This window comes from Marinobacter sp. UBA2688 (assembly GCF_002352785.1).
Taxonomy (GTDB): domain Bacteria; phylum Pseudomonadota; class Gammaproteobacteria; order Pseudomonadales; family Oleiphilaceae; genus Marinobacter; species Marinobacter salarius.
On sequence record NZ_DELU01000005.1, the window covers coordinates 63,470 to 88,153 of the forward strand.

Consider the following 24,684-nt stretch of genomic DNA (forward strand, 5'->3'; position numbering starts at 1 on the left):
TTATTCGCTACCCGCAACACCCAGATCGGGAGCATCACGCCAGAGGCGTTCGAGGTCATAGAACTCTCGGGTTGCCGGCATCATGACGTGAACCACCACGTCGCCGAGATCAACCAGAATCCAGTCACTCGCATTGGCGCCTTCCACATTGCTGGCACGAACCCCCTGCTCCTTCGCTTCGGACAACACCGAATCCGCCAGGGATTTCACATGCCGATTGGAGGTACCACACGCAAGGACCATGTAGTCCGTTACGCTGGTTCTCCCCCTGACATCAATGATGCTTACGTCCTGCGCTTTGACGTCCTCAAGCGCACCCACGACCAGTTCTTTCAGTTGCTCTGCCTGCATAATCACCCTGTTGGACGGGCAGCGGCGAAGGCAGCCACCCGAAAAGTCATATTCAGACGGGATTGTAGCACTAAAAGTTCCCGTCCGGTCATGCGCCGTATAGTCTCTGGCTTTGAATTTCCCGCCACACTCGGTCGGGCAGCAGGTAACGGGGGGAATGGCCGGAAAGAATCCGATCGCGAATACCGGTCGCAGAGATATCAAGCAACGGTGGGTCGAGTTGCAAAATATGGCCACAAGGCGCGCGAAACAAGGCCTCTACCCGCTCGACTGACCGCTGGCTCAATAATTGCGCCGGCACACCGTCCGGTGCCAGACCTGGTCCCGGCCGTTGCACGACGACAATGTGTGCCAGTTCGGGAATCCGCTCCCACTCCTGCCAACGGTCGAAACCGGCGAAGGAATCCGTACCCAGGACCATGGCGAGCGGCTCGTCGGGGCCGATCTCCGCCCTCAGTTGCGTCAACGTCTCCGCGGTGTAGGACGCGCCTTCCCGCCCCAACTCGCGGTCATCCAGAGTCAGCCCGGGCTCGCCAGCAATGGCCAGTTCCAGCAAGGCCAGACGCTGTGCGCTCGTAGCACCCGGCACATCACGGTGAGGAGGCACGTGACAGGGCATCAAAGCCACTTTCGCCACCCCCAACCGCTCCCTTAGCTCGACTGCAAGCCGCAGGTGGCCGTGATGTATCGGGTCGAAGGTGCCACCATAGATCACATGCATGCGCAATCAGGTCCGGATGTGGCCGTCGCCAAACACCACGTATTTCTGTGATGTCAGACCTTCAAGGCCAACCGGCCCACGGGCGTGAATCTTGTCTGTGGAGATGCCAATTTCCGCACCGAGGCCATACTCGAAACCGTCCGCAAAACGGGTCGACGCATTGACCATGACGGAGCTGGAATCCACTTCCGTCAGGAATCGGCGGGCCCGGGTATAGTTTTCCGTGACAATGCTGTCTGTATGCTGAGAACTATAACGATTGATGTGTTCAATCGCGCCATCAAGCCCATCGATCACCTTTACTGCAAGCACCGGGGCCAGGTATTCCGTGCCCCAGTCGTCCTCGGTGGCACGAACAACATCAGGGAGAATGTCCATTGTCTGCGGGCAGCCTCTGAGCTCCACACCTTTTTCCCGGAAGGCGTCCGCCAGCAACGGCAGAATATCAGCCGCGATTTCCTGGTCCACCAGCAGTGTCTCCATGGTATTGCAGGTGCCGTACCGCTGGGTCTTGGAGTTCACCGCTATGCTTAGGGCTTTTTCGGGATCAGCATGGCTGTCGATATACACGTGACAGATACCATCGAGGTGCTTGATCACAGGTACGCGCGCATCACGGCTGATGCGCTCGATCAGACCTTTACCACCCCTTGGGACAATCACATCCACAAACCGGGGCATGGTGATCAGTTCGCCGACAGCGGCCCTGTCGGTGGTTTTCACAACCTGTACGGCACTTTCTGGCAGACCTGATTCCTTTAACCCCTTTGCCAGGCAGGCTGCGATGGCCTGATTGGAATGAATGGCCTCGGACCCCCCGCGCAATATGGTGGCGTTTCCGGACTTCAGGCACAGACTGGCAGCCTCTACGGTTACGTTGGGCCGGGATTCGTAGATAATACCGATAACACCCAACGGCACACGCATGCGACCAACCTGTATTCCGGAGGGTCGATACGTCATATCGGTAATTTCGCCAATCGGATCCGGCAACGAGGCCACCTGGCGCAGCCCTTCAATCATTGCATCGATGCGCGCCGGGGTCAGCTCCAGCCGGTCCAGCATCGCTGCTTCCAGACCGTTGGCACGGCCACCCTCCAGGTCCCTGGTATTGGCTGCGGCAAGCTCATCGCGCGCAGCATCCAGAGCCTCAGCTGTTGCCAGCAACGCCTGGTTGCGAACAGCCGTTGTGGAACGGGCCACCGCCCTTGCGGCCTGCCGTGCCTGCTGCCCAACCTCCGCCATATAAGCTGCAATATCCATCCAAATACCTTTCACGTTTAAAATCGATAGTACGAATCAGGGCCTAACTTTACCTTTCCCGTTTCAAGTACGCATCCCAAGCGATTATTATACCGGCCTGACACACTTTATTCCGCGGGTCATTGAACAGAACCTGCTGTATGCTTTAAAACACGGACGCCCGGGAGAGGACGGATACCATGGCTCAGATGGCCGAAAAATTCCTGTTAAGCCGCCTGTCGAGAACTGGATTCCTGATCCTGATCGCCATTGCCGCGTTTGCAGTAATTCAACGAGAAACGCTGACAGTCATCACCGCCATTGTCGCTGCGGCGCTGGTCTTCAGCGGCAATACCTTTCACCCCGGACGCTCTCGGCAACCGTGGCCGGCGATCCACCGCCTATTGTTTGTTGCACTGCTGTCGCTCCTGGCCACCAGTCTCTGGACAGGGCCCTGGAGCCTGACCCATTGGCTTTACGTGGCACCACTGGTCGGCTTTGCTCTGCTACCCGTCACCTGGGCAGCGGCCGTTACCGCTCTCTGCGCCGTTCTTGCGATGTCTGCCACCCATTGGTCCGCCGGCTTGCCAGAACGCCACCAGATGCTTAGCGCACTGCTGCTGACCGTTATGCTTTCCGGCCTGCTGGTTTTCCTGCGGGAGTACAAATCGCGACAACTTGCGCCCCTGCGTCGGACCGACGAGCTTACCCAGGCTGCCAGCCGCGAATACCTGACGGCTGATCTACACAAGGAAATCCAGCGCAGTGAGCGGGAAGGCACTGATATGTCGGTGATCATGATCGGCCTGGATACACACCTGAGCGACAGCGACCCGGATGCGGATATACGTTCCATACTGCCACGAATCGGCCGCTACCTGCACTCCCAACTGCGGGATTTCGACACCTACTACCGGGTCGCAGACCTTCAGTTCCTGATCATACTGCCAGGCATCCCCACAGCAGAGGCAGCATCACTGGGGGAAACGATCCGCAAGGGACTACGCACCCTGCTTGCCTCCCACCAATTACATCTGACGGTCAGTGCGGGAATCGCCGGCCTGAATATCGGCGATGACGCGGACAGCTTGCAGCAATCTGCTGCCAATGCCTTGCGGCGCGCCCAGCAACAAGGGGGCGACCGTGCCCAGTCCTACAGTACCTGGACACACACATCGCCTCCACCCAGAACAGAAGGGCCGGTACTATGACCGAAACCCGCCTGAGAAGTTTTACGCATCTAGCCGGCTATGCGTTCGCCAGTCTTTTTATTGCAAGCCTGGCGTTCCAGAACCTTCGTTACGGATTTTATGATTTGTTCTTCCTGGCTGCCGGAATGGCTTTGCTGACGGTCGCGGGCGCTGGCTATACTTTCCTATGCCGCCGCCGCCAGTTATCGGCACCTGGACATCTCATCATCCTGGTAGCTCTGAACTGTGGGTTAGTGGCGGCCATGTTTGCCCTTGACCCGCCCGGAATCAGTCATTGGGTCATGCCCCTGGTTGTGCTGAATCTACTGATCCTTCCGCTGCGGCAGGGGCTGATCCTTTCCCTGTTGTTGCTGGTCGCCCTGGCACTCTTTCTACTCCTGTCATCGCCCCCGATGTATGCCATAACCATCAGTTCGGGGGTATTTGCGTTGGTCGCGGTGGCCGCACTTTATATCTGGCACTACGACCACATGGCGCAATCGGCGGAAGATCTGGCCATAACCGACCCGGTGACCGGCGCCCACAATGCGCGTTTCCTGGACGAAACCCTGCAAAAGGAAATCTCTCGGGCCATTGCCATGTCGCATTCCCTGTCGGTGATTTCCCTGGCCATTGATTACGCCGAAGAAGCCGAAGACCTGCATGGCCACGCCGGCATGCAACGGCTGCTCCGGGATCTCACCCAGCACCTGTTTGATGTTATCCGCGCAGGCGATACCCTTTACACGCTTGAAGACGGAGAGTTTTTCCTGATCCTGCCCTTCACCCCGGAGGAAGGCGTACGCGTCATAGCCGAACGGATTCGACGGACCATCGCGGAACAAAATTGGCCTCCGGCCGGAAAAGTGACTGTCAGCCTTGGCTGCACCACCCGCGCCAGCACTGACATCCGCACGGCGGACCTGCGAAAGCGGGTAAGGCAAGCATTGGAGGAAGCCCGTAAACGCGGTGCCGATTCGGTCTGGTACAGCCTGGGAGACGTTCGGCCATCATGATGCCGGAGTGGCTGCAGTCACTGACCGACTGGCTGGCAACCAACCCTGGCTGGCTGTCAGCGGCGTTATTTCTCACCGCATTCGTTGAGTCCCTTGCCCTGGCAGGCATCCTGATTCCCGGCGTCGCTATTCTGTTCGCCGTGGCGGTGCTGGCGGGCCAGGTTGCCGTACCGGTTGCCGAGGTCCTGCTTTGGGCGGGGGCCGGAGCCGTTGCCGGCGACGGCATCAGCTTCGCCCTCGGCAGACTGTTCCAGGGGCGCCTGGACGCACTTTGGCCACTGAATCGTTTCCCGGGCTTTATCGGCAAAGGCGAGGCTTTTTTCCATCGCCACGGCGGCAAGAGCGTCGTTGTCGGACGTTTTGTGGGCCCGATACGACCAATCATTCCGCTAATCGCCGGCGCGTTCCTGATGCCCTGGCGACGGTTCCTGGCCTTCAACCTGTCATCGGCTGTGGCCTGGGCGCCAGTCTATGTATTGCCGGGGTACCTGGTTGGTAGCGCACTGGCCAGCGAATTCGAACCACCCGCTCACTTTTACCCCGTGATCGCAGTCAGTGCCGGAATACTGCTGGTGATTTACCTCTTGCTTTTCCGCTTCCAATTAGGCCTGGGACACGGCAGCCAGCTCTACCTGTGGCTGGCGCGCCTCACGGCTCGCTACGATTCGACCCACCGCTTTTGGCGCCTGTATACCAGCCAGCGACCCGCGCAGGCTGGCGAGTTTCCACTACCGTCCTTGTCGCTGGCACTGGGAGCTGGCGCCCTGTTTATGATATGGGGCCAATTGGCCACCGCCACCCAACTGCTGGCGCCGTTTGATGACCTGACCCTACGGTGGTTTTCTCAGTTGCGGACCCCTTTGCTGGATCCGGTAATGATCCTGCTGACACTTCTGGGGGACCCACCGGTCCTTCTGGCAGCCGCTACGTTGAGCGCACTGGCCCTTTTCTTTCGCGGTTACTATGCCGCCGCGATCCATGTAGCAGGGGCAGCACTGCTAACGACTGTGCTGGTCTGGGGCTTCAAATCCCTGACCGCCATACCAAGGCCAGATGTTGTCCTCGGGCCTCCAGATTCGGGTGCTTTCCCCAGTGGCCACGCAACCGGCGTCACCGTTCTCTCTACCCTGGCGGCAAGCTTTATAGCCAGGGAAATCCGGCACATCAGGCGCTGGCGCTACTATCTGCTTTTCAGCATCCCCATTGTCCTTGGTGCGCTAAGCCGGCTTTACCTGGGCGTTCACTGGTTTACCGATGTGGTGGCGGGGGTATTTCTAGGACTCTCCATCTGCGGGTTCGTAAGGGCCAGCTATAGCCGCTACGACAACGTCCCACTGGCAAGGGATGGAACGCTATTGATTGCGGGGTGGGGATGGCTCGCCTTCGTGGCCTGGTATGTAACGACACAATGGTCAAACGCGGTTCTGCTCTACAGTGTCACCGCTCCGTAGCAATCGTTTTTCAGCTTTCTTCCAATGCTTCCAGCAACCCCAGCAGACGCTCCAGGCGCTCCAAAGGCGCCTGGAGTTCCACCAGCCGCTGCTTTTCCTGCTTATCCAGCGGCAGTAGCTCGGTCAACCGCCAGCCCACGTCCCTGGCGTCGTCGTAATCTACGTCCATGTCCAGTTCGCGGACGACCGGATGGCGGAACAGCGCCTTCAACACAGAGGGGAGCTCCGCGAAACGTTCAGGAATCAGCTGCTCCTCCTCCGCCAGCAAGCACTCCACGTCCCCGACATTCAATCCATCTGGCTGTTGCCAGGATCGCACCACCGTTACTTTGTCCTTACCTTCAACCGTAATACCCAGCAAACCATTATCCATCTGCTGGAAATCAATGATGCGGACATAGGTACCAATATCGTAAAAGGCCGCTGATCTACCGGTTTCCAGACCGTCCCGGAGCAGGACGACCACAAATCCCCGATCTTCCTTGAGGCAACGGGTGAGCATATCGATGTATCTGGGTTCGAATAGCTGCAGGGGAATCCGCCCCCCGGGCAGCACAACAGAGTTCAGCGGGAAAAGTGGTACATTCATTGTTAGTACTGTCACCAGCAAACACGCTCTGGAGGAATGACCACCGTGTCATATCCTCAATGAATTGAAAGCAGGCGATGGACTTCGTCCACCCTTGCACGGGCTTCCGTCAGCAATTGCAGGCTTCGGGACGCATTCAGCTCAAGCTCACCAAGACGGCGATAGGAAGGCACCTCGTCAAACGGTGGCAGGGTACTGTTCTGACTGGATCCAATCATCGCATGCAACTGGGCAACTATCACAATATCCACCAACTGGGGCGAGGCTTCCCGGCACTCATACCCCCAGTCTTCCGCATGCCTTGTCGCCTCCAGAAAGCCCGTAGGGAACGACCAGCTTTCCAGGATAGCGGTTCCCACATCGGCCCTGAGCTCACCGATGGCATGCTCAAGGTTGGCCTGATCGGCAAACAGATTTACGTGATGCTCCGCCTGCACCAGCACCGGCACCACTCCGATATCGTGCAACAGCCCTGCGAGCAACGCCTCCTCCGGATTAATGGAGGTAGCGCTATCCGCGAGCACCCAGCACAGCGCCGCCATCTCACGGGAATGGCGCCAGAGTTTGTCCATTTCCTTTTGCAGCGAAGCCTGCCTGGTTTTGAACACCTCACGCATCGAAAATACCGTAACCAACTGGCGCGTGGTGCGCATACCCAACCGGATAACGGCCTCGCGGACATTGCGAACATCGCTGAATCCACGGTACAGGGGACTATTGCAGGCCCGAACCAGTTTGGCGGCCATCGACGGGTCCGCCGAGATGGCACTGGCAACCTGATCCGCCGTGGAGTCTTCTCGGTCCACGGTTCTGCGCACTTTCCAGGCCACATCCGGCACGCTTGGCAGGGTCACTTGATTGGAGCGTAGCTCGGCATAAAATTCCATCAGCAGATGGTGTTCTTCGCTGCTTTCGTCGCCAACCCCGTCACCGGAATCCATTTCCACCTGTGGCACCGGTGCGGCCCGCAATAGCTGGTTGAGGATGTCCTGCTGAATAACCAGAAATTCGCTCGCCTTGATGGCGGTCACGTTGTACATCCGGGGCTGCAGCCGGGCAATGGGGTTAATCGCCTTTTCGGTATCGGCCTCGATGGTGGACTTGCGGCCGTCAATGGACTCCAGTTCTACGCTGCCGTGGATCAGGAATATGTCCAGACCATCCCGCACGCCACGCTCCACCACTCGCTGGCCCGGACCATGGGTTCTTCTTTCAGCCCGACTTGCGAGCAAAACCAGCTGGTCATCAGTTAGCCGATTCAGCGGCTGAAACTGCTTGAGACGACGCAGAGGCAGGCTTTCCTGGCCAGCCATAGGGCTACTCCTTGATAAATCATTCATCGACTTTGTTACACATTGTAAGCGCGTCTCGTCAAAACAACCATCCGATCAAGGGGTAATCTGGTATCCTCTTGCGCTCCCCCTATTGACCAAGCTACAGAAAGAGAGACCAGACAACCATGCCCCAGTATCGTTCGCGGACATCCACCGCAGGTCGTAATATGGCTGGCGCACGTGCTCTTTGGCGCGCCACCGGCATGAAGACCGAAGATTTCGGCAAACCCATCATCGCCGTCGCCAACTCTTTTACACAGTTCGTGCCCGGCCATGTACATCTCAAGGACCTGGGGCAACTGGTATGCCGGGAAATCGAAGATGCTGGAGGTGTCGCCAAGGAATTCAACACCATTGCCGTGGACGACGGCATTGCCATGGGACACGATGGGATGCTGTATTCCCTTCCCTCCAGAGAAATCATAGCTGATTCCGTGGAATACATGGTCAACGCCCACTGCGCAGATGCCCTGGTCTGCATCTCCAATTGCGACAAGATCACCCCGGGCATGTTGATGGCCGCCATGCGCCTGAACATCCCCACGATTTTCGTGTCCGGTGGCCCCATGGAAGCCGGCAAGACCAAACTCTCGGAGCACAAGCTCGACCTGGTGGATGCCATGGTCATCGCCGCCGACCCGAACGCTGATGACGAAACGGTCGCAGAGTACGAACGCAGTGCCTGCCCCACCTGCGGCTCCTGTTCCGGCATGTTCACAGCCAATTCCATGAATTGCCTCACCGAAGCCATTGGCCTGGCTTTGCCCGGGAACGGCTCAATGCTCGCTACCCACTCGGACCGCGAAGCCCTGTTCCTGAAAGCAGGACGACAGATTGTGGAGAATGCCCGCCGCTATTACGAAAATGACGACGCCAGTGTGCTGCCTCTGAGCATTGCCTCGATGGAAGCGTTCGAGAACGCCATGGTGATGGACATCGCCATGGGCGGCTCCACCAACACCATCCTGCATTTGCTGGCAGCGGCCCAGGAAGGCGGCGTGCCGTTTACTCTCAATGAGATTGACCAGTTGTCCCGCCGGGTACCCCAGCTTTGCAAGGTAGCACCGAACTCCCCCAAGTATCATATGGAGGACGTTCACCGCGCAGGCGGCATCATGGGCATCCTCGGCGAGCTGGAACGGGGCGGATTGATCAACACCGACCTGCCCACCGTGCACAGCAAAACCATGCGTGAGGCCCTGAAAACCTGGGACATCATGCAGGAGCCCACGCCCGAAGTGGTCGAATTCTACAGGGCTGGCCCTGCCGGCATTCCTACCCAGACGGCCTTTAGCCAGAGCACACGCTGGCCCTCCCTTGATGGCGACCGTGAGACAGGCTGTATTCGTTCCGTTGAAAACGCTTACTCCTCTGAAGGCGGCCTGGCCGTTCTCTTCGGCAATATTGCTCTGGACGGCTGCGTGGTCAAGACGGCCGGCGTAGACGAAAGCATCTACGTATTTGAAGGCAATGCACGAGTATTCGAAAGCCAGGACACCGCGGTCGAAGGTATCCTCAATGATGAGGTCCAGCCTGGCGAGGTGGTCATTATCCGCTACGAAGGCCCCCAGGGCGGCCCCGGCATGCAGGAAATGCTGTATCCCACCAGTTACCTGAAATCGAAGGGGCTGGGTAAAGAGTGTGCCCTACTGACTGACGGCCGCTTCTCCGGCGGCACCTCGGGTCTTTCCATTGGCCATGCCTCACCCGAGGCGGCGGCGGGTGGCGCCATTGGGTTAATTGAGAACGGTGACCTGATCCGTATCGACATTCCCAACCGGTCCATCAATATGGAGATAGACCAGAACGAACTCGATCGGCGACGTGAGGAGCGGGATAAGAAAGGCTGGAAGCCCGAGTTGTCGCGACCGCGTAAAGTCTCGGCCGCGCTGAAGGCTTATGCGTTGCTGGCAACCAGCGCCGACAAAGGCGCGGTCAGAAATCTGGAAAAATTAGGTTGAAAGCACGCGGGCCCGGCGGAGAGACTACGCCGGGCCCGACTTCAGAATGGGAAAAACGAGGTTGTTAAATCTAGAAGAAGGACCACCCACCGTCATCGTCTTCCTCGATATCACCTTCTTCCGCCTGCTCTGCCGGCTGTTCTCTTTCCGTCTCTGCGGCTGCACTGGAAGTACCTGCATTCTGTGACGCCCCGGTGTTGGACGAACTCGCCGCCGCAACCTGAACGTGAACCACACCCAGCGCTTTCTTTGTGGCGTCATCCAGTACACCAGAGGCGTTCAAATCCTGATCCTTTTGAAATGCGGTCAACGCCGAGCGCGTGGTGTCATCCATTTGCGGACTGACATTGTTAATGTCATAACCCGCCGCATAAAGGGCATTTTTAAGCGCCACGGTATCGTTTGCTGACGCAGCGGGCGCCGCTGCCAGGGCCACTGCCCCCGCAAGGATAGCAGCCAACATACGAACGTGAGTGAATATCTGCCTAGCCATGATCTACTCCAGTTACCTGTCGTTTTTTTATTGTGTCGCCAGTCCCTACAGGATGGACATTACGGCCAAAGGCTACCATATTTTAAGCACTGCCGGACCGATCCGATTGTTGTGATTCTGTAGCGGAGACAGGCACACTCCCTGACAGGGCCTCGGCCGACTCCCCGAACTCACGTATGAAAATACCCCAGAACGCCATAAACAGCGCCGCGACCAATGGGCCCATCACAAATCCATTAATACCGAACATCACTATCCCACCCAAGGTAGAGAGCAAAACAATGTAGTCCGGCAGTTTGGTATCCCGGCCAACGAAAACTGGCCGGAGCAGATTGTCCGCAAGCCCAATCACGATCACTCCGAAAGCCGTCAGCACAATCGCGGAGACCATTTCTCCTGTCGCGGCAAGATAAAGAGCCGCAGGCACCCAGACCAGAGCCGCACCAACGGCGGGAAGCAGGGACACAATCGCCATCACCACACCCCAGAGAAGCGCACCCTGAATCCCCAGAAGCCAGAAAATACCACCCCCGAGCGCGCCCTGGATAACGGCGATCAACAAGTTACCTTTGACCGTGGCCCGCGTCACCTCTGCAAACTTGGCAAACAACAGACGCTCGCGCTCATCTCCAAGGGGCAACGCCCGAATCAGCAGGTCAACCAGTTTGCTGCCATCACGGAGTAGGAAAAACGCCAGGTAGATCATCAGCGCCAGTCCCAGAAAGAACTGGAAGGTGTTCTGGCCAAAACCGAGCGCCTGTTTCGCCAGGAACTGACTGCCCCCCACGAAAACACTGACCACGCGGTCTCTCACCTCGGCAAAGTCCATACCGAACTGGGCGAAAAACGACTCAATAGCTGGAAACGACTGGATAACCCGGTCAATGTAGTCGCCGGGGCGTAGTTGCCCCTCCTGGATTCGCTGATACAGGGACAATCCCTCTGCCACCAGCGACGTCACCAGCGCCAACACAGGTATAACCACGATCACCATGCAGATCAGTAGCGTTAGCAGGGCAATGGTATTGGGACGGTCACCTAACCGCCGCGCCAGGTACTCACGAACCGGATGAAAAATCAGCGCGATGGCCACAGCCCAGAAAATAGGGCCAAAAAAAGGCTTCATCAGAAGAATGAACGCCAGGGAAACCCCAACCAGCATGGCCAGAAAGGTCCGTGTCTCTAGTTTTCCGTACATAGTGCAATTCCCTGAACCTGTGTGCAGTCGTCTCACGGTGGATGGGCTGCGGATCTGAATGGGCCTAGACTACCACGCCATCGTGGCCAGTCTAGCGGCTTTCAGGTTATAGTGGACGGTTATTGGTCATTCGTTAAACAGGTCGCGACGTTGGATAACGAAGAGTTTGATATTGAAACGGCGCTGGATGCGGTCGCTGCTCTCAATCGTGTGCTGGCAGCCAGAACGCACCGCCGCAAAGTGATGGGCCAGGAAGTGCTGATACCGGGCCAGCTAGGCGAAGCCCTGCAGTTGCCGCAGATCCTACGGCGCCTGCAGAGCAAACAGGCACGCCAACGGGAGCAGGGCCTGGAAGACTTTCAGGAACTGTGGCCAACGCTATCGCCTGCCACACGGGAAAAGGTCCTCGACAGAATCGGATGGTACGACCCGAAATCCCTGGACTGGGAAGACAAACGCTCGAATCGTCGCCCGATTGCCGACCCGGATCATTGAAGCCGTCCTGATAATGAAGTCGTCCTGACAAATGAGCCCTTTCGGGCACTCTTTCGTAGTTCTTGCCCTATTTCTCGCGGAACTGACTTTGAATTGTCACAGTTCGCCCTTACGTTGGGAATATTGGAGGTTCCTTTATGCAACAATCAGAACATTACAACGCCATCGCTTCGGAAAGCAGTGCTGTCCCCACCTTGCTGTGCGGGCATTGCCGCTCGACTCTGTCCCGTAGCCGTATTTTCCGCAACGAAGAACGGCGGTCCAACAGTGGGCACTGCCAGACACTTGCCCTGTGCTCAGCAGACGACTGCGGCGCCCTGAACTGCTGTGACGCAGCGCTGGCGCGGCTTGACGATCCGGACGAGCTCTTCAGCAAGGCATCCTGATTCAAACAGTCAACGCACTGTTACGTAAACCAAACACACAAATTTTCCATCTGATTTATCCTGATTTCTGAAGGCTGCGATAACACCAGCCACGCAACCACTCAGTCAGGACAGTCGATGGCATGCGTATTCTGAGAACCGATGAAGCCCGCTTCACAGGTCTTCCGGATTACCCTTTTCCCCCTCATTATCTGGACGTAGAGCCAGGCCTGAGAATGCACTATGTGGACGAGGGCCCGAAGGACGCCTCGCCCGTGCTCATGCTGCATGGTGAACCTTCCTGGTCGTACCTGTATCGGCACATGATCCCACTGGTTGCAGAAGCGGGGCATCGGGTGCTGGCACCGGATCTGGTAGGATTCGGAAAATCCGACAAACCGGCCGATGTGGACGACTACAGTTACGAACGCCACATGGCTTGGCTCTCGGAATGGCTCAAGGCACTGGACCTCAGAAACATCACACTGGTTTGTCAGAACTGGGGCTCGCTGCTGGGACTGCGATTGGCGGCTGAGCACCCACAACTGTTTCGCCGGATCATTGTCGGCAACGGTATGCTACCAACCGGGGACACGCCGGTTCCCGCCGTGTTTACGCTGTGGAAAACCTTTGCCACCCACAGCCCCTGGTTTCCGGTAGGCAGAATCGTCCAACTGGGAACAGAAAGAGCCCTGAGCAAGTCCGAAATCGCCGCCTATGAGGCGCCGTTCCCCTCGGCTGAATTCAAGGCCGGAGCCCGCGCTTTTCCAAAGCTGGTGCCGGTGTCCTCTGATGATCCTGCGAGCGGCGCCAACAAGGCTGCCTGGCAGGTGCTGGAGAGATGGCACAAGCCATTCATCACCTGCTTCAGCAGTGGTGACCCCATTACGCGGGGCGGGGACCGCTACATGCAGCGTCGTATTCCCGGCGCCCACGGCCAGCCCCACATTACCCTGCGAGGCGGCCATTTCCTGCAGGAAGACTCTCCGGACGACTTCGCCCGCATCATTATCGACGCCTGTAAATCTGAAATGGCGGCCTGAGGCCGCCATCGACAATAGACAATGCGCAGCTAGCCTCAATCAAGCTTGATGCTTGGGTTGGTAGCTCCCAGCATCAACTCTTGGGCGGTCACTGTCCGCCTCAGCAAGTGGCCGACACTCTTCCAGGCTTGCATGGCAGCGCAGAGTCAGCCTCTTGTACTCTTCAGTCCCCTTTGCTTTCCAAGCTACCTCACTATCACTTAACGTCCGCACTACTCTCGCCGGTGCACCCACGATCAAAGACGCAGGCTCACATTGAAAGCCAGCCTTAACCAAAGCACAGGCACCAACGATAGATCGGGGAGCGATTACCGCTTCATCCATTACCACGGCATTCATACCGACCATCGCGTCCTGCCCAACAACGCAACCGTGGAGAATTGCGCCATGCCCCACATGGCCATCTTTCTCAATCACCGTATCCGTGCCAGGAAACGCGTGCATCACGCAATTATCCTGAATATTCGAACCTTCTTTGAGTACAACTCGGCCAAAATCACCACGCAGAGAGGCGGCCGGCCCCACGTAGCAGCCGGGACCAATCCACACGTCCCCAATCAGAATCGCCGTTGGGTGAACGTATGCGGACGGATGAACAACAGGCTGAACGCCTTCGATACTGTAGGTTGGCATGCCTCGCTCCTCCATTGAAGCCCGAAATTTGAAGTAAATTCCTGATTCACTTTACGAACCATGTTATCGATTTTTGGATATTATTTCTCAAAAATACAGGAAAATTCTCGACAAATCACTCATAGAAATTCACCAAACACTGCCTTTAAAAAGTAAATTTTGTTAATTTTTATTGGCTTATGGAAACAACGCCAAAAATTTCAAACGTGATACAAAATCTTGGAACACCAAACCTTGACCAGTATCAATTAATAGATATACTGATTCGGAAATCGGGCTGAGCGCAACCGGAGCGTGACTTTCAATAGCTATTCGGATGCTGGCCAGCAGATCTCGTTTTGACAAGAACAAAGCCATATCGGATTGCTTATGCCAAACTACCTGCTCGTTGAAGGGCCTGAACAAGGCGTTCAACTCCTTACCCTGAACCGCCCCGAATCGCTGAATGCCCTGAATACCGAGGTACTGAGGAACCTGTCCGAAGCTTTGGATGATGCGGAAGCCGACCCCGAGGTCCACGCCGTAGTAATCACCGGAAGCAGAAAGGCATTTGCGGCAGGAGCTGATATCAGCGAGATGGCCGCCCGCGATCTCGTCGGTATTCTTGAGGATCCACGTGTCGTTCACTGGGAGCGGATTGCCCGCTTCACCAAACCCATCATTGCAGCGGTAAACGGCTTTGCCCTTGGCGGTGGCTGTGAGCTGGCGATGCATGCGGACATTCTGATTGCCGGGGAAAACGCTCGCTTTGGTCAGCCAGAGATCAATCTCGGCATCATGCCCGGTGCCGGCGGTACCCAACGGCTGGCGCGGAAGGTCGGCGAATCCCTGGCCATGCACATGGCGCTTACAGGCGAGCCAATTGATGCCAGGCGCGCCCTTCAGGCAGGTCTCGTCAGCGAGATCTGCCAGCCCGAGTTGACGATTGAAAAGGCCATCCAGATTGGGCGCACCATTGCCCGGAAAGCACCCATTGCCGTCCGCCTCACCAAGGAATCAGTGCGCAAAGCCAACGATATGAATCTTGCTGAGGGCCTGCGCTTTGAGCGACATGCTTTCACGGTGCTTGCTGGGACGGCCGACCGACAGGAAGGCCTTGATGCGTTTCGAGAGAAGCGCAGACCTCATTTCAAGGGCCAATAATCCCCGCCTGAAGTCACCCATCACTATATAGGATAACGCCATGACTCAGCCCAGCATTCTTCTCAACATCGATCAGGGTGTGGCACTGCTTACACTGAACCGTCCTGACAGCCTGAACAGCTTCAATGTCGAAATGCACGAACGCATGCGCGACGCCATCAGCATCGTTCGCAAGGATGAATCGGTCCGCGTACTGGTCATTACCGGCTCTGGTCGGGGCTTTTGTGCGGGACAGGATCTCTCTGACCGCAGCGTATCCCCGGACCAGGAAGTGCCTGACCTGGGCGCTTCCCTTGAGAACTACTACAACCCAATGTTGCGAAGCCTGCGTGATTTACCAATGCCGGTTCTGTGCGCAGTTAACGGCGTTGCTGCCGGAGCCGGTGCCAATATTGCTCTTGCCTGTGATATTACTCTAGTGGCCCGTTCTGCCAACTTTGTCCAGGCATTCTGCAAGCTGGGACTGATCCCTGACTCCGGCGGCACCTGGACCTTGCCACGGGTAGCAGGCATGGCACGCGCCAAAGGTTTGGCCTTGCTGGGTGACAAAATCAGCGCCGAGCAGGCCGAAAACTGGGGCATGATCTGGCGCTGTGTTGATAACGAGCAGCTCATGGAAGAAACCATGAAACTTGCCCGTCATTTCGCGACCCAACCCACCAAGGGCCTTGCACTGATCAAGCGGGCACTACACGCCAGCGCCAGCAACACCTTTGAAGAGCAGATCAATCTGGAGCGCGATCTTCAGCGCATGGCCGGGCAGACCGAGGACTATCGTGAAGGCGTTGGCGCCTTCATGGAAAAACGTACGCCAAACTTCAAGGGGAAATAAGCCATGCCGGCACTGGACACCCAAACCAAAGTTGCCGTCGTCGGCGCCGGAGCCATGGGCTCTGGCATTGCCCAGGTGGCCGCACAGGCTGGCCACCAGGTTTACCTGCACGACCAGAGAGAGGGCGCGGCGGAAGCCGGCCGTGACGGTATTGCCAAACAGCTTCAGCGCCGTGTCGACAAGGGCAAGATGCAGCAGCAAGAGCTGGACGCGGTTATTGGCCGAATTCACCCGGTCGCGAACCTGGATGATGTCGCCGATGCCGGGCTGGTGATCGAGGCCATCATCGAGGATCTACAGATCAAACGTCAGCTGCTGGCGAACCTCGAGAACCTGTGTGCCGGGGATGCGATCCTCGCCACCAATACCTCCTCCATCTCTGTGACTGCCCTCGGCGCTGAAATGAACAAGCCCGAGCGCCTGGTAGGCATGCACTTCTTCAACCCGGCGCCCCTCATGGCCCTGGTAGAAGTTGTCATGGGGCTGGCGACCAGCCAGGCCGTCGCCGATACCGTTCATGCCACGGCAACCGCCTGGGGCAAGAAACCGGTCTACGCGACATCGACTCCCGGCTTTATCGTCAACCGGGTGGCCCGTCCGTTTTACGCGGAGAGCCTGCGCCTGCTGCAGGAACAGGCCACCGACGCAGCCACGCTGGATGCCATTATCCGCGAAGCCGGCCAGTTCCGGATGGGTGCCTTCGAGCTGACCGACCTGATCGGCCACGACGTCAACTACGCCGTGACCAACTCGGTCTTCAATTCCTATTACCAGGACCCGCGCTTTCTGCCGTCGCTGATCCAGAAAGAGCTCGTGGAAGCCGGCCGTCTGGGTCGCAAGAGCGGCCAGGGTTTTTACCCCTATAGCGAGAACGCTGAAAAGCCCCAGCCTCAGACACAGCCGGCTCAGCAATCGGATGAGTCCGTGGTTATTGCCGAAGGCAATCCTGGTGCGGCCGCTCCGCTGCTGGAACGCCTCAAAGCTGCCGGCCTGACGGTTGTCGAGCGCGACGGCCCGGGGCAGATCCGTTTTGGTGATGCGGTACTGGCACTCACCGACGGCCGAATGGCTACGGAGCGCGCTGCCAGCGATGGTGTTGCCAATCTGGTGCTGTTTGATCTGGCCTTCGACTACAGCAAAGCCTCCAGGCTTGCCCTGGCGCCAGCCGACCAGGCTTCCGAGGCGGCAGTTTCCTGCGCCTGTGCTTTACTGCAGAAAGCGGGTATTGCCGTCAGCCTGATCGCTGATCGCCCTGGCCTGGTGATCATGCGCACCGTTGCCATGCTGGCCAACGAAGCCGCCGATGCCGCCCTGCATGGTGTGGCGACAATCGCGGATATCGACCTGGCCATGAAAGCAGGCCTGAACTATCCCGACGGCCCACTGAGCTGGAGCGACCGCCTTGGTGCTGGCCACGTGTTCAACGTGCTCACCAACATCCAGAACAGCTACGCAGAAGACCGCTATCGCCCTGCCCTGCTGCTCCGGAAGAACGCATTTGCACAGAAGGGGTTTTATTCATGAGCGAGATGGATCCGCAAGTCCTCGCCGAAGAATGCGCCAAGGCCATGTTCGCGCGGGACCGCGCCAGCCAGAAGCTGGGCATGAACATTGAATCTGTCGCCCCGGGCAAGGCGGTCATCACCATGACCGTAACCGGCGACATGATCCAGGGCCACGGCTCCTGCCACGGCGGCTACCTGTTCACCCTGGCCGATTCGGCCTTTGCCTTTGCCTGTAACAGCTATGACCGGGCCACCGTTGCCTCCGGTTGCAGCATTGATTACATGTACGGCGCCAAAGAAGGCGACCAGCTGACTGCCACCGCCGAAGAGCAGGCCCGCGGCGGCCGCACCGGCGTCTACGACATCACATTAACCAATCAGGATGGCCGCAAGGTTGCCCTGTTCCGGGGCCGTTCCTACGAGGTTCGTGGCACCGTACGCAATTCGGAGGAAACTGCATGAGCACCGACAACACCCTTAAAGACGCTTACATCGTCGATGCCATCCGCACCCCCATCGGTCGTTACGGCGGCGCCCTTTCCGCCGTGCGTGCAGATGACCTGGGCGCCATTCCCATCAAGGCGCTGACCGAACGCCATCCGGATCTGGACTGGTCGAAAGTTGACGACGTGCTCTACGGCTGCGCCAATCAGGCCGGTGAAGACAATCGCGACGTTGCCCGCATGTCCCTGCTGCTGGCAGGCCTGCCGGTAGACGTCCCGGGCAGCACCATCAACCGCCTGTGCGGTTCCGGTATGGATGCGATTGGCAGCGCAGCCCGGGCAATTCGAACTGGTGAGACCCAGCTGATGATTGCCGGCGGCGTCGAATCCATGTCACGGGCCCCCTTCGTTATGGGCAAGGCCGAGTCTGCATTCAGCCGCAAGGCGGAGATTTTTGACACCACCATCGGCTGGCGCTTTGTAAACCCGGTACTGAAAAAGCAGTACGGCATCGATTCCATGCCCGAAACGGCCGAGAACGTGGCAGCCGACTTCAACGTCTCCCGGGAAGACCAGGACGCATTTGCCCTGCGCAGTCAGCAACGCACCGCGGCAGCGCAGAAAGAAGGCCGCCTGGCCGCTGAAATCACACCGGTGACCATTCCCCGTCGCAAGCAGGACCCGCTGGTGGTGGATACCGATGAGCACCCCCGAGAAACCAGCCTTGAAAAGCTGGCCTCGCTGCCGACCCCGTTCCGTGAAGGCGGTACGGTCACTGCGGGCAATGCGTCCGGTGTCAATGACGGTGCCTGTGCCCTGCTGCTGGCCGGCGCCGACGCCCTCAAACAGTACAACCTCAAGCCCCGTGCCCGGATTGTTGCCATGTCAACCGCCGGTGTGGAGCCACGGATCATGGGCTTTGGTCCGGCACCGGCGACCCGAAAGGTTCTGGCCACTGCCGGTCTGGAGCTGGCCGATATGGATGTTATCGAGCTTAACGAGGCGTTTGCTGCCCAGGCCCTGGCCGTAACCCGGGATCTTGGCCTGCCGGATGATGCCGAGCACGTAAACCCGAACGGCGGCGCCATCGCCCTGGGCCACCCTCTGGGTATGAGCGGTGCCCGGCTGGTGACCACTGCCCTGAACGAACTGGAACGCCGCCATGCCGCGGGCCAAAAGGCCCAGTATGCCCTGTGCACCATGTGCATCGGCGTTGGCCAGGGGATCGCGCTGATTATTGAACGGACGGATTCGGTGGCCTGAGGCCACCGACCGGAACAGAACAAAGACCATTACTCGACAAGAACAAAGCAGGACAGAACCATGACCTTACCACTGCAAAAACTTGGCAAACTTGACCGCATGGAAACCGCCAGCATCGATGAGCTGCGTCACGAACAGCTGCAGCGCCTGCGCTGGAGTGTTGTCCATGCCTATACCAACGTGCCTTTCTATCGCAAAGCGTTCGATGATATTGGCCTGAAGCCAATGGACATCAATTCCCTGGATGATCTGGCCAAGGTTCCGTTTACCACCAAGGCAGACCTCCGCGACAACTACCCGTTTGGCATGTTTGCCACTCCCATGTCCGACGTGGTCCGGGTTCATGCGTCCAGTGGTACCACCGGCAAACCCACCGTCGTGGGCTACACCCAGAGCGACATCCACACCTGGGCCGACATTGTCGCCCGCTCCATCCGGGCCGGTGGCGGCTCACGTGGCGACAAGGTCCATGTGGCCTACGGCTACGGCCTGTTTACCGGTGGCCTTGGCGCCCACTATGGTGCCGAGCGCCTGGGGTGTACCGTTATCCCCATGTCCGGCGGCCAAACCGAGAAGCAGGTCCAGCTGATCAAGGACTTCGAGCCGGACATCATCATGGTCACACCGTCCTACATGCTGAACATCGCCGACGAATTGGAGCGTCAGGGCATTGATCCCCACAAACTGCCCCTGCGCCTGGGCATCTTCGGGGCGGAACCCTGGACCAACGCCATGCGCACCGAGATCGAGGAGCGTCTCGGTATCGAGGCCTTGGATATTTATGGCCTTTCGGAAGTCATGGGCCCCGGTGTGGGTATGGAATGCATTGAAACGAAGGATGGCCCCACCATCTGGGAAGATCATTTCTACCCGGAAATCATCAATCCGGAAACCGGGGAAGTACTGCCCGATGGCGAATACGGCGAACTGGTGTTCACCTCCCTGACCAAGGTGGCTCTGCCAATCCTGCGCTACCGCACCCGGGATCTCACCCGTCTGCTGCCAGGCACCGCTCGCCCGATGCGCCGGATCGACAAGATCACCGGTCGCAGCGACGACATGCTGATTATCCGTGGTGTGAACGTGTTCCCGAGCCAGATCGAGGAGCAGGTACTCAAGTGCGAAGCCCTGGCGCCGCACTATGAGATCGAGGTTTACAAGGAAGGCAACCTGGACTGCGTGGACATCCGCGCCGAGCTGAAACCCGGCGCAACCGACACCGCTGAGAGTCGTGCCGCCGCGGCCAAGGAACTGACTCACCACATCAAGTCCTACATTGGCATCAGCACCCGTGTCGAGGTGGTGGAAACCAACCGTCTGGCGCGCTCGGAAGGCAAAGCCAAGCGTGTGTTCGACCGCCGGAACAAGTAAGTCCGCATGCCAGGCAGAGAGCCAGACCGCAGGCATTGCGGCTGGCTCTCACCCCCTACCCCCCCTGCCGCACCAAAGAATCGCCGATTTAATTTCACTTTCCTTCTGCTGATCTCAATAGCATTTCCAAACGTATCATGTTTTTTGTTATGAAAATCAGCACTATAAGATCCTTTAAGGAATCTTTTAGATATAACATGACACACAAAGACAGTTCTTGATATTTATTCAGTATCATATATTATGGAGTTAATGGCCCTCGGTCCTTACTGAGGGGTCTCTGTTCACGGACAACAGAACAACAAGCCCGATCCGGAGGTATTTGTTTATGTACGCCCAGCTCGTTGAAACCGGCGCCAAGCGCCTCAAGACCAAAGATGAAATGTCGCCTGAAGAGCGCGAGTTTCAGGAAAAGGTCGACGCCGAAACCAAGATCGAACCCAAAAACTGGATGCCGGAAGGCTACCGGAAGACCCTGGTTCGCCAAATTTCCCAGCACGCCCACTCCGAAGTGGTCGGCATGCTGCCGGAAGGCAACTGGGTAACCCGTGCGCCGACCCTCAAACGCAAGCTCCAGCTGATGGCGAAGATTCAGGACGAAGCGGGCCACGGCCTGTACCTGTACAGCGCCATGGAAACCCTGGGCGCTGACCGTGATGAAGAGATCGAAAAGCTGCACCAGGGCAAGGCCAAGTACTCCAGCATCTTCAACTACCCGACCCTGAACTGGGCGGATATGGGTGCCGTTGGCTGGCTGGTGGATGGCGCTGCCATCGTTAACCAGGTGGTGCTGCAGCGTACCTCTTATGGCCCCTACTCCCGCGCCATGATCCGCATCTGTAAGGAAGAGAGCTTCCACCAGCGTCAGGGTTACCAGATCCTGCTGGACATGATGCGTGAAGGCACCGAGGAACAGAAAGCCATGGTGCAGGACGCTATCAACCGCCTGTGGTGGCCGGCCCTGATGATGTTCGGCCCGCACGATGACGAGTCCCCGAACTCCCAGCAGTCCATGGCCTGGAAGATCAAGCGTAAGAGCAACGACGAACTGCGTCAGATGTTCATCGACCAGACCGTGCCCCAGCTCGAGTTCCTGGGTTGCACTGCGCCGGATCCGGACCTGAAGTACAACGAAGAAACCGGCCACTACGATTTCGGTGAAATCAACTGGCAGGAATTCTACGACGTTCTCAAGGGCAATGGTCCGTGTAACCGCGAGCGCATCAAAACTCGCAAGAACGCAATTGACGAAGGCGCCTGGGTCCGTGATGCGGCTGTCGCCTACGCCGAAAAACAAAAACAGCGCGCACAAGCCGCCTGATACCGGAGGAATACAACATGTCTGAATGGCGCCTTTACGAAGTCTTTGTACGGTCCAAGCACGGCCTGAACCACAAACACGTGGGCAGCGTGCATGCCTCTGACGCCGAGATGGCCATGGAAAATGCCCGTGATCTTTACACCCGCCGTAACGAAGGCGTGAGCATCTGGGTAGTTCCGTCCGACACCATCACGGCCTCCGCCTCCGACGAGAAAGAAGTGCTTTTTGACCCGTCGGAAGACAAGATTTACCGGCATGCTTCTTTCTACAAGCTGCCCGATGAAGTCGGACACATGTAAGGAGCGGTACCCATGACACAAGCAGAAGCACTACAGGAATACCTGCTGCGCCTGGCAGACTCCGACATGATCCTGGGCCAACGCCTTTGTGAATTGTGTGGCAAGGCCCCGGCGCTTGAGGAAGAGATGGCACTGATGAACGTTGCTCTCGACCTCGTCGGCCAGGCCCGCAACTGGTACGAGTATGCAGCCGAGCTGATCGATGATGGCCGGGATGCCGACAAGCTGGCATTTCGCCGCGATGCGCATGAGTATCGCAACCTGCTGATGACCGAGCAGCCCAATGAGGATTACGCGGTCACCATGGGGCGTCAGTTCTTCTTTGACGTGTGGCACTACTTCACGCTCAAGAGCCTGACCGAATCCAGCGACAAGCGCGTTGCCGGCATTGCCGCGAAGGCTCTGAAAGAGGCGACCTATCACTTGCGTCGTTCCTCGGAGTGGGTGAAGCGTCTGGGCGATGGCACTGAAGAAAGCCACAGCCGGATGCAGGATGCTGTCGATATCCTGTGGCGCTTTACCGGTGAACTGATCACTCCGGACGACACCGATCGTGTGATGGCCGAGGCGGGCATTGGCCCGGATCCTGACCAGCTGGCCAAAGACTGGCGCGGCATGGTTAACGAGGTGCTCACCCAGGCGACCCTGACTCCTGGCGCGGAAGACGCCTGGATGTACATGGGTGGCAAGCACGGCGAGCACACCGAACACCTCGGTTTCATCCTGGCAGAAATGCAGTTCCTGCAGAGGGCCTATCCCGATGCCACAACATGGTGATACAGACAGCCGGTCAGCTGTCGACATTCTGATTGCCAGTGATCGGGTGCCGGCAAACGCCCGCCCCGATCTGCTGACAGAGGACGACATCTGGGCACTGCTTGAAGAGGTCAAAGACCCTGAAGTGCCGGCAGTAAGCGTCGTGGAGCTCGGCATTGTCCGGGCGGTTCACTGGGACGGCAAAGCGCTGTCCGTTGATGTGACTCCGACCTACTCCGGGTGCCCGGCCACCGAACTGATTGAGGAGCTGATAGCCGAAGCCCTGCGTGCTGCGGGCTTCCGGGATCCGAAAATCAATCAGGTGCTGACCCCTGCCTGGACCACCGACTGGATCACAGACGAAGGCAAAGAGAAGCTTCGGGCATTCGGAATCGCGCCACCCGTAGGCAGCTCCAGCAAGATGAGCCTGCTCGGGGAATCGGAAGTCCTTACCTGCCCTCATTGCTGCAGCCAGGACACCGAGCGGGTGAGCGAGTTCGGGTCTACTGCCTGCAAAGCCCTTTATCGTTGCAAGGAATGCCTCGAGCCCTTCGACTATTTCAAATGCATCTAGAGCCGATACGATCATGAACAAATTTTACTCACTGACCCTCAAAGAGGTCAGACCTGAAACAAGAAACGCCGTATCACTAGCTTTTGACGTGCCAGAAGACCTGGCAGACAAGTTCCATTACCAGCAGGGCCAGCACCTGATCGTGCGGACCAAGCTGGATGGCGATGAAGTTCGCCGGTCCTACTCGATCTGCCGTAGCGTCAACGATCAGGAGCTGCGCATTGCCGTCAAACAGGTTCCCGGCGGTCGTTTCTCTACCTATGCCAACGAGATGCTCAAACCAGGCCAGACCCTGGAAGTCATGCCCCCACAGGGCCATTTCTCCATCGATCTGGACCCAGAGCGGGAAGGTAATTACCTGGCCGTTGCCGCCGGCAGTGGTATCACCCCGATCCTCTCGATCGTGAAGACCACTCTGGAGACTGAGCCCAAGAGTGAGGTCACCCTGTTCTACGGCAACAAGGCCACCAGCAGCACCATGTTCCGTGACGAGCTGCAGGACCTGAAGAACGAGTACATGTCCCGCCTGAACCTCGTCTACATCTTCACCCGTGAGGAACAGGACATTGACCTTTACAACGGCCGTATTGATCACGAAAAGTGCGACAAGCTGTTCGATCACTGGATCAATGCCAAGGAACTGACAGCTGCGTTTATCTGCGGCCCGCAGATGATGACCGAGACCGTGCGGGACTCGTTGCTGAACCACGGCATGGAAAAAAGCAAGATCCATTTCGAGCTGTTTACCCCGGCTGGCGGCGTACCTCAGGCCCGGAAAGACCGGGATCCGGCCCACGTCGATCCTCAGTCCATCAGTGAAGTGACCGTCATTGCCGATGGCCGCTCCCTGACCTTCCCGCTGGTACGCGACACCAAGAGCATCCTGGATGCCGGGAATGAGGAAGGCGCTGATCTGCCCTACTCGTGCAAGGCCGGTGTCTGCTCGACCTGCCGAGCCAAGGTGGTGGAAGGCGAAGTGGAGATGGATCAGAACTTTGCCCTGGAAGACTACGAGGTGGAAGCCGGTTACGTGCTTTCCTGTCAGTGCTACCCGATCAGCGACAAGGTGGTTCTGGACTACGACGAGATGTAGTT

Annotated in this window: 26 protein-coding genes; 18 read left to right on the plus strand and 8 right to left on the minus strand. The window is 58.0% G+C overall.

The genetic code is table 11. The features are described from left to right. The 3 genes from rsfS to B3M52_RS00710 form a co-directional block, all read right to left on the minus strand. Entirely contained in the window at positions 1 to 351 is a 351-nt protein-coding gene (rsfS, locus tag B3M52_RS00700; protein ID WP_036203834.1) for a ribosome silencing factor, read from the minus strand. Positions 352 to 439: 88 nt separating this feature from the next. After that, complete coding sequence (gene nadD, locus B3M52_RS00705) at positions 440 to 1,072, minus strand: nicotinate-nucleotide adenylyltransferase (protein WP_286748484.1); 633 nt, start codon at positions 1,070 to 1,072, stop codon at positions 440 to 442. 6 nt (positions 1,073 to 1,078) lie between these two features. Next, the gene (locus tag B3M52_RS00710) at positions 1,079 to 2,335 is read right to left on the minus strand and encodes a glutamate-5-semialdehyde dehydrogenase (RefSeq protein ID WP_286748485.1); all 1,257 of its coding nucleotides are present in this window, start codon (positions 2,333 to 2,335) and stop codon (positions 1,079 to 1,081) included. A gap of 179 nt (positions 2,336 to 2,514) precedes the next feature. Here B3M52_RS00710 and B3M52_RS00715 point away from each other — a divergent pair, with 179 nt between their 5' ends. Genes B3M52_RS00715 through B3M52_RS00725 form a run of 3 tightly spaced genes read left to right on the plus strand, consistent with a single transcriptional unit; the run spans position 2,515 to position 5,971 of the window. Then, the gene (locus tag B3M52_RS00715) at positions 2,515 to 3,525 is read left to right on the plus strand and encodes a GGDEF domain-containing protein (RefSeq protein ID WP_286748486.1); all 1,011 of its coding nucleotides are present in this window, start codon (positions 2,515 to 2,517) and stop codon (positions 3,523 to 3,525) included. Further along, positions 3,522 to 4,520 (plus strand): GGDEF domain-containing protein, encoded by a 999-nt coding sequence (locus tag B3M52_RS00720; protein WP_286748487.1) that lies wholly within the window; start codon positions 3,522 to 3,524, stop codon positions 4,518 to 4,520. The genes B3M52_RS00715 and B3M52_RS00720 overlap by 4 nt, the downstream gene beginning before the upstream one ends. Beyond that, entirely contained in the window at positions 4,517 to 5,971 is a 1,455-nt protein-coding gene (locus tag B3M52_RS00725) for a bifunctional DedA family/phosphatase PAP2 family protein (RefSeq protein WP_286748488.1), read from the plus strand. Before B3M52_RS00720 ends, B3M52_RS00725 begins: the two co-directional genes overlap by 4 nt. Before the next feature lie 10 nt (positions 5,972 to 5,981). On the opposite strand, the gene B3M52_RS00730 is transcribed toward B3M52_RS00725, so the two are convergent. Both B3M52_RS00730 and B3M52_RS00735 read right to left on the minus strand, forming a co-directional pair. Continuing rightward, a complete protein-coding gene (locus B3M52_RS00730) occupies positions 5,982 to 6,560 on the minus strand; it encodes an LON peptidase substrate-binding domain-containing protein (protein ID WP_286748489.1) in 579 nt (192 codons plus the stop codon). Positions 6,561 to 6,616: 56 nt separating this feature from the next. Then, a complete protein-coding gene (locus tag B3M52_RS00735) occupies positions 6,617 to 7,873 on the minus strand; it encodes an HDOD domain-containing protein (protein WP_286748490.1) in 1,257 nt (418 codons plus the stop codon). Between the two features lie 146 nt (positions 7,874 to 8,019). Between B3M52_RS00735 and ilvD the strand changes: the two genes are divergently transcribed. Continuing rightward, positions 8,020 to 9,855, plus strand: a complete 1,836-nt coding sequence (ilvD, locus tag B3M52_RS00740) for a dihydroxy-acid dehydratase (RefSeq protein ID WP_286748491.1) — start codon at positions 8,020 to 8,022, stop codon at positions 9,853 to 9,855. Positions 9,856 to 9,925: 70 nt separating this feature from the next. Here ilvD and B3M52_RS00745 read toward each other — a convergent pair whose 3' ends face one another. Beyond that, a complete protein-coding gene (locus tag B3M52_RS00745; RefSeq protein WP_286748492.1) occupies positions 9,926 to 10,348 on the minus strand; it encodes a peptidoglycan-binding domain-containing protein in 423 nt (140 codons plus the stop codon). Between the two features lie 82 nt (positions 10,349 to 10,430). Next, on the minus strand, positions 10,431 to 11,546 hold the full coding sequence (locus B3M52_RS00750) for an AI-2E family transporter (protein ID WP_286748493.1): 1,116 nt from the start codon (positions 11,544 to 11,546) through the stop codon (positions 10,431 to 10,433). A 150-nt stretch (positions 11,547 to 11,696) separates the two neighbouring features. Between B3M52_RS00750 and B3M52_RS00755 the strand changes: the two genes are divergently transcribed. The 3 genes from B3M52_RS00755 (at position 11,697) to B3M52_RS00765 (ending at position 13,449) form a co-directional block, all read left to right on the plus strand. Further along, positions 11,697 to 12,041 (plus strand): hypothetical protein, encoded by a 345-nt coding sequence (locus B3M52_RS00755; protein ID WP_286748494.1) that lies wholly within the window; start codon positions 11,697 to 11,699, stop codon positions 12,039 to 12,041. A gap of 137 nt (positions 12,042 to 12,178) precedes the next feature. Then, a complete protein-coding gene (locus B3M52_RS00760) occupies positions 12,179 to 12,427 on the plus strand; it encodes a hypothetical protein (RefSeq protein ID WP_286748495.1) in 249 nt (82 codons plus the stop codon). Positions 12,428 to 12,549: 122 nt separating this feature from the next. After that, a complete protein-coding gene (locus B3M52_RS00765) occupies positions 12,550 to 13,449 on the plus strand; it encodes a haloalkane dehalogenase (protein ID WP_286748496.1) in 900 nt (299 codons plus the stop codon). A gap of 39 nt (positions 13,450 to 13,488) precedes the next feature. Here B3M52_RS00765 and B3M52_RS00770 read toward each other — a convergent pair whose 3' ends face one another. Then, positions 13,489 to 14,082, minus strand: coding sequence for a phenylacetic acid degradation protein PaaY (locus B3M52_RS00770; RefSeq protein WP_286748497.1), 594 nt, complete (start codon positions 14,080 to 14,082; stop codon positions 13,489 to 13,491). 369 nt (positions 14,083 to 14,451) lie between these two features. Between B3M52_RS00770 and paaF the strand changes: the two genes are divergently transcribed. The 11 genes from paaF to paaE all read left to right on the plus strand — a co-directional run bounded on the left by paaF (position 14,452) and on the right by paaE (position 24,682). Continuing rightward, on the plus strand, positions 14,452 to 15,225 hold the full coding sequence (paaF, locus tag B3M52_RS00775) for a 2,3-dehydroadipyl-CoA hydratase PaaF (protein WP_286748499.1): 774 nt from the start codon (positions 14,452 to 14,454) through the stop codon (positions 15,223 to 15,225). A gap of 40 nt (positions 15,226 to 15,265) precedes the next feature. Beyond that, on the plus strand, positions 15,266 to 16,057 hold the full coding sequence (paaG, locus tag B3M52_RS00780) for a 2-(1,2-epoxy-1,2-dihydrophenyl)acetyl-CoA isomerase PaaG (protein ID WP_286748500.1): 792 nt from the start codon (positions 15,266 to 15,268) through the stop codon (positions 16,055 to 16,057). Between the two features lie 3 nt (positions 16,058 to 16,060). Beyond that, complete coding sequence (paaH, locus tag B3M52_RS00785; protein WP_286748501.1) at positions 16,061 to 17,581, plus strand: 3-hydroxyacyl-CoA dehydrogenase PaaH; 1,521 nt, start codon at positions 16,061 to 16,063, stop codon at positions 17,579 to 17,581. After that, entirely contained in the window at positions 17,578 to 18,024 is a 447-nt protein-coding gene (gene paaI, locus B3M52_RS00790) for a hydroxyphenylacetyl-CoA thioesterase PaaI (RefSeq protein ID WP_148609304.1), read from the plus strand. The genes paaH and paaI overlap by 4 nt, the downstream gene beginning before the upstream one ends. Beyond that, on the plus strand, positions 18,021 to 19,268 hold the full coding sequence (gene pcaF, locus B3M52_RS00795; RefSeq protein WP_286748502.1) for a 3-oxoadipyl-CoA thiolase: 1,248 nt from the start codon (positions 18,021 to 18,023) through the stop codon (positions 19,266 to 19,268). Before paaI ends, pcaF begins: the two co-directional genes overlap by 4 nt. A 60-nt stretch (positions 19,269 to 19,328) precedes the next feature. Further along, on the plus strand, positions 19,329 to 20,639 hold the full coding sequence (gene paaK, locus B3M52_RS00800; protein ID WP_286748503.1) for a phenylacetate--CoA ligase PaaK: 1,311 nt from the start codon (positions 19,329 to 19,331) through the stop codon (positions 20,637 to 20,639). A gap of 328 nt (positions 20,640 to 20,967) precedes the next feature. After that, entirely contained in the window at positions 20,968 to 21,960 is a 993-nt protein-coding gene (gene paaA, locus B3M52_RS00805; protein ID WP_286748504.1) for a 1,2-phenylacetyl-CoA epoxidase subunit PaaA, read from the plus strand. A 17-nt stretch (positions 21,961 to 21,977) separates the two neighbouring features. Then, entirely contained in the window at positions 21,978 to 22,259 is a 282-nt protein-coding gene (paaB, locus tag B3M52_RS00810) for a 1,2-phenylacetyl-CoA epoxidase subunit PaaB (protein ID WP_286748505.1), read from the plus strand. A gap of 12 nt (positions 22,260 to 22,271) precedes the next feature. Further along, positions 22,272 to 23,036: a 1,2-phenylacetyl-CoA epoxidase subunit PaaC gene (gene paaC / locus B3M52_RS00815; RefSeq protein ID WP_286748506.1), complete on the plus strand. Its 765-nt coding sequence runs from the start codon at positions 22,272 to 22,274 to the stop codon at positions 23,034 to 23,036. Beyond that, a complete protein-coding gene (paaD, locus tag B3M52_RS00820) occupies positions 23,020 to 23,589 on the plus strand; it encodes a 1,2-phenylacetyl-CoA epoxidase subunit PaaD (protein ID WP_286748507.1) in 570 nt (189 codons plus the stop codon). Before paaC ends, paaD begins: the two co-directional genes overlap by 17 nt. 13 nt (positions 23,590 to 23,602) lie before the next feature. Continuing rightward, the gene (gene paaE, locus B3M52_RS00825) at positions 23,603 to 24,682 is read left to right on the plus strand and encodes a 1,2-phenylacetyl-CoA epoxidase subunit PaaE (RefSeq protein ID WP_286748508.1); all 1,080 of its coding nucleotides are present in this window, start codon (positions 23,603 to 23,605) and stop codon (positions 24,680 to 24,682) included. Positions 24,683 to 24,684 lie beyond the last annotated feature (2 nt).

What these genes read in the sequence shown, in the direction of transcription:
- paaE (WP_286748508.1), top strand. Translation starts at nt 23,603, where the DNA reads ATGAACAAATTTTACTCACTGACCCTCAAAGAGGTCAGACCTGAAACA.
- B3M52_RS00725 (WP_286748488.1), top strand. Translation starts at nt 4,517, where the DNA reads ATGATGCCGGAGTGGCTGCAGTCACTGACCGACTGGCTGGCAACCAAC.
- B3M52_RS00770 (WP_286748497.1), bottom strand. Translation starts at nt 14,082, where the DNA reads ATGCCAACCTACAGTATCGAAGGCGTTCAGCCTGTTGTTCATCCGTCC.
- B3M52_RS00715 (WP_286748486.1), top strand. Translation starts at nt 2,515, where the DNA reads ATGGCTCAGATGGCCGAAAAATTCCTGTTAAGCCGCCTGTCGAGAACT.
- B3M52_RS00730 (WP_286748489.1), bottom strand. Translation starts at nt 6,560, where the DNA reads ATGAATGTACCACTTTTCCCGCTGAACTCTGTTGTGCTGCCCGGGGGG.
- B3M52_RS00745 (WP_286748492.1), bottom strand. Translation starts at nt 10,348, where the DNA reads ATGGCTAGGCAGATATTCACTCACGTTCGTATGTTGGCTGCTATCCTT.
- ilvD (WP_286748491.1), top strand. Translation starts at nt 8,020, where the DNA reads ATGCCCCAGTATCGTTCGCGGACATCCACCGCAGGTCGTAATATGGCT.
- paaD (WP_286748507.1), top strand. Translation starts at nt 23,020, where the DNA reads ATGCCACAACATGGTGATACAGACAGCCGGTCAGCTGTCGACATTCTG.
- B3M52_RS00765 (WP_286748496.1), top strand. Translation starts at nt 12,550, where the DNA reads ATGCGTATTCTGAGAACCGATGAAGCCCGCTTCACAGGTCTTCCGGAT.
- B3M52_RS00710 (WP_286748485.1), bottom strand. Translation starts at nt 2,335, where the DNA reads ATGGATATTGCAGCTTATATGGCGGAGGTTGGGCAGCAGGCACGGCAG.
- paaH (WP_286748501.1), top strand. Translation starts at nt 16,061, where the DNA reads ATGCCGGCACTGGACACCCAAACCAAAGTTGCCGTCGTCGGCGCCGGA.
- paaB (WP_286748505.1), top strand. Translation starts at nt 21,978, where the DNA reads ATGTCTGAATGGCGCCTTTACGAAGTCTTTGTACGGTCCAAGCACGGC.
- paaA (WP_286748504.1), top strand. Translation starts at nt 20,968, where the DNA reads ATGTACGCCCAGCTCGTTGAAACCGGCGCCAAGCGCCTCAAGACCAAA.
- B3M52_RS00735 (WP_286748490.1), bottom strand. Translation starts at nt 7,873, where the DNA reads ATGGCTGGCCAGGAAAGCCTGCCTCTGCGTCGTCTCAAGCAGTTTCAG.
- rsfS (WP_036203834.1), bottom strand. Translation starts at nt 351, where the DNA reads ATGCAGGCAGAGCAACTGAAAGAACTGGTCGTGGGTGCGCTTGAGGAC.
- paaF (WP_286748499.1), top strand. Translation starts at nt 14,452, where the DNA reads ATGCCAAACTACCTGCTCGTTGAAGGGCCTGAACAAGGCGTTCAACTC.
- B3M52_RS00750 (WP_286748493.1), bottom strand. Translation starts at nt 11,546, where the DNA reads ATGTACGGAAAACTAGAGACACGGACCTTTCTGGCCATGCTGGTTGGG.
- paaG (WP_286748500.1), top strand. Translation starts at nt 15,266, where the DNA reads ATGACTCAGCCCAGCATTCTTCTCAACATCGATCAGGGTGTGGCACTG.
- pcaF (WP_286748502.1), top strand. Translation starts at nt 18,021, where the DNA reads ATGAGCACCGACAACACCCTTAAAGACGCTTACATCGTCGATGCCATC.
- paaK (WP_286748503.1), top strand. Translation starts at nt 19,329, where the DNA reads ATGACCTTACCACTGCAAAAACTTGGCAAACTTGACCGCATGGAAACC.
- paaI (WP_148609304.1), top strand. Translation starts at nt 17,578, where the DNA reads ATGAGCGAGATGGATCCGCAAGTCCTCGCCGAAGAATGCGCCAAGGCC.
- paaC (WP_286748506.1), top strand. Translation starts at nt 22,272, where the DNA reads ATGACACAAGCAGAAGCACTACAGGAATACCTGCTGCGCCTGGCAGAC.
- B3M52_RS00720 (WP_286748487.1), top strand. Translation starts at nt 3,522, where the DNA reads ATGACCGAAACCCGCCTGAGAAGTTTTACGCATCTAGCCGGCTATGCG.
- B3M52_RS00760 (WP_286748495.1), top strand. Translation starts at nt 12,179, where the DNA reads ATGCAACAATCAGAACATTACAACGCCATCGCTTCGGAAAGCAGTGCT.
- nadD (WP_286748484.1), bottom strand. Translation starts at nt 1,072, where the DNA reads ATGCATGTGATCTATGGTGGCACCTTCGACCCGATACATCACGGCCAC.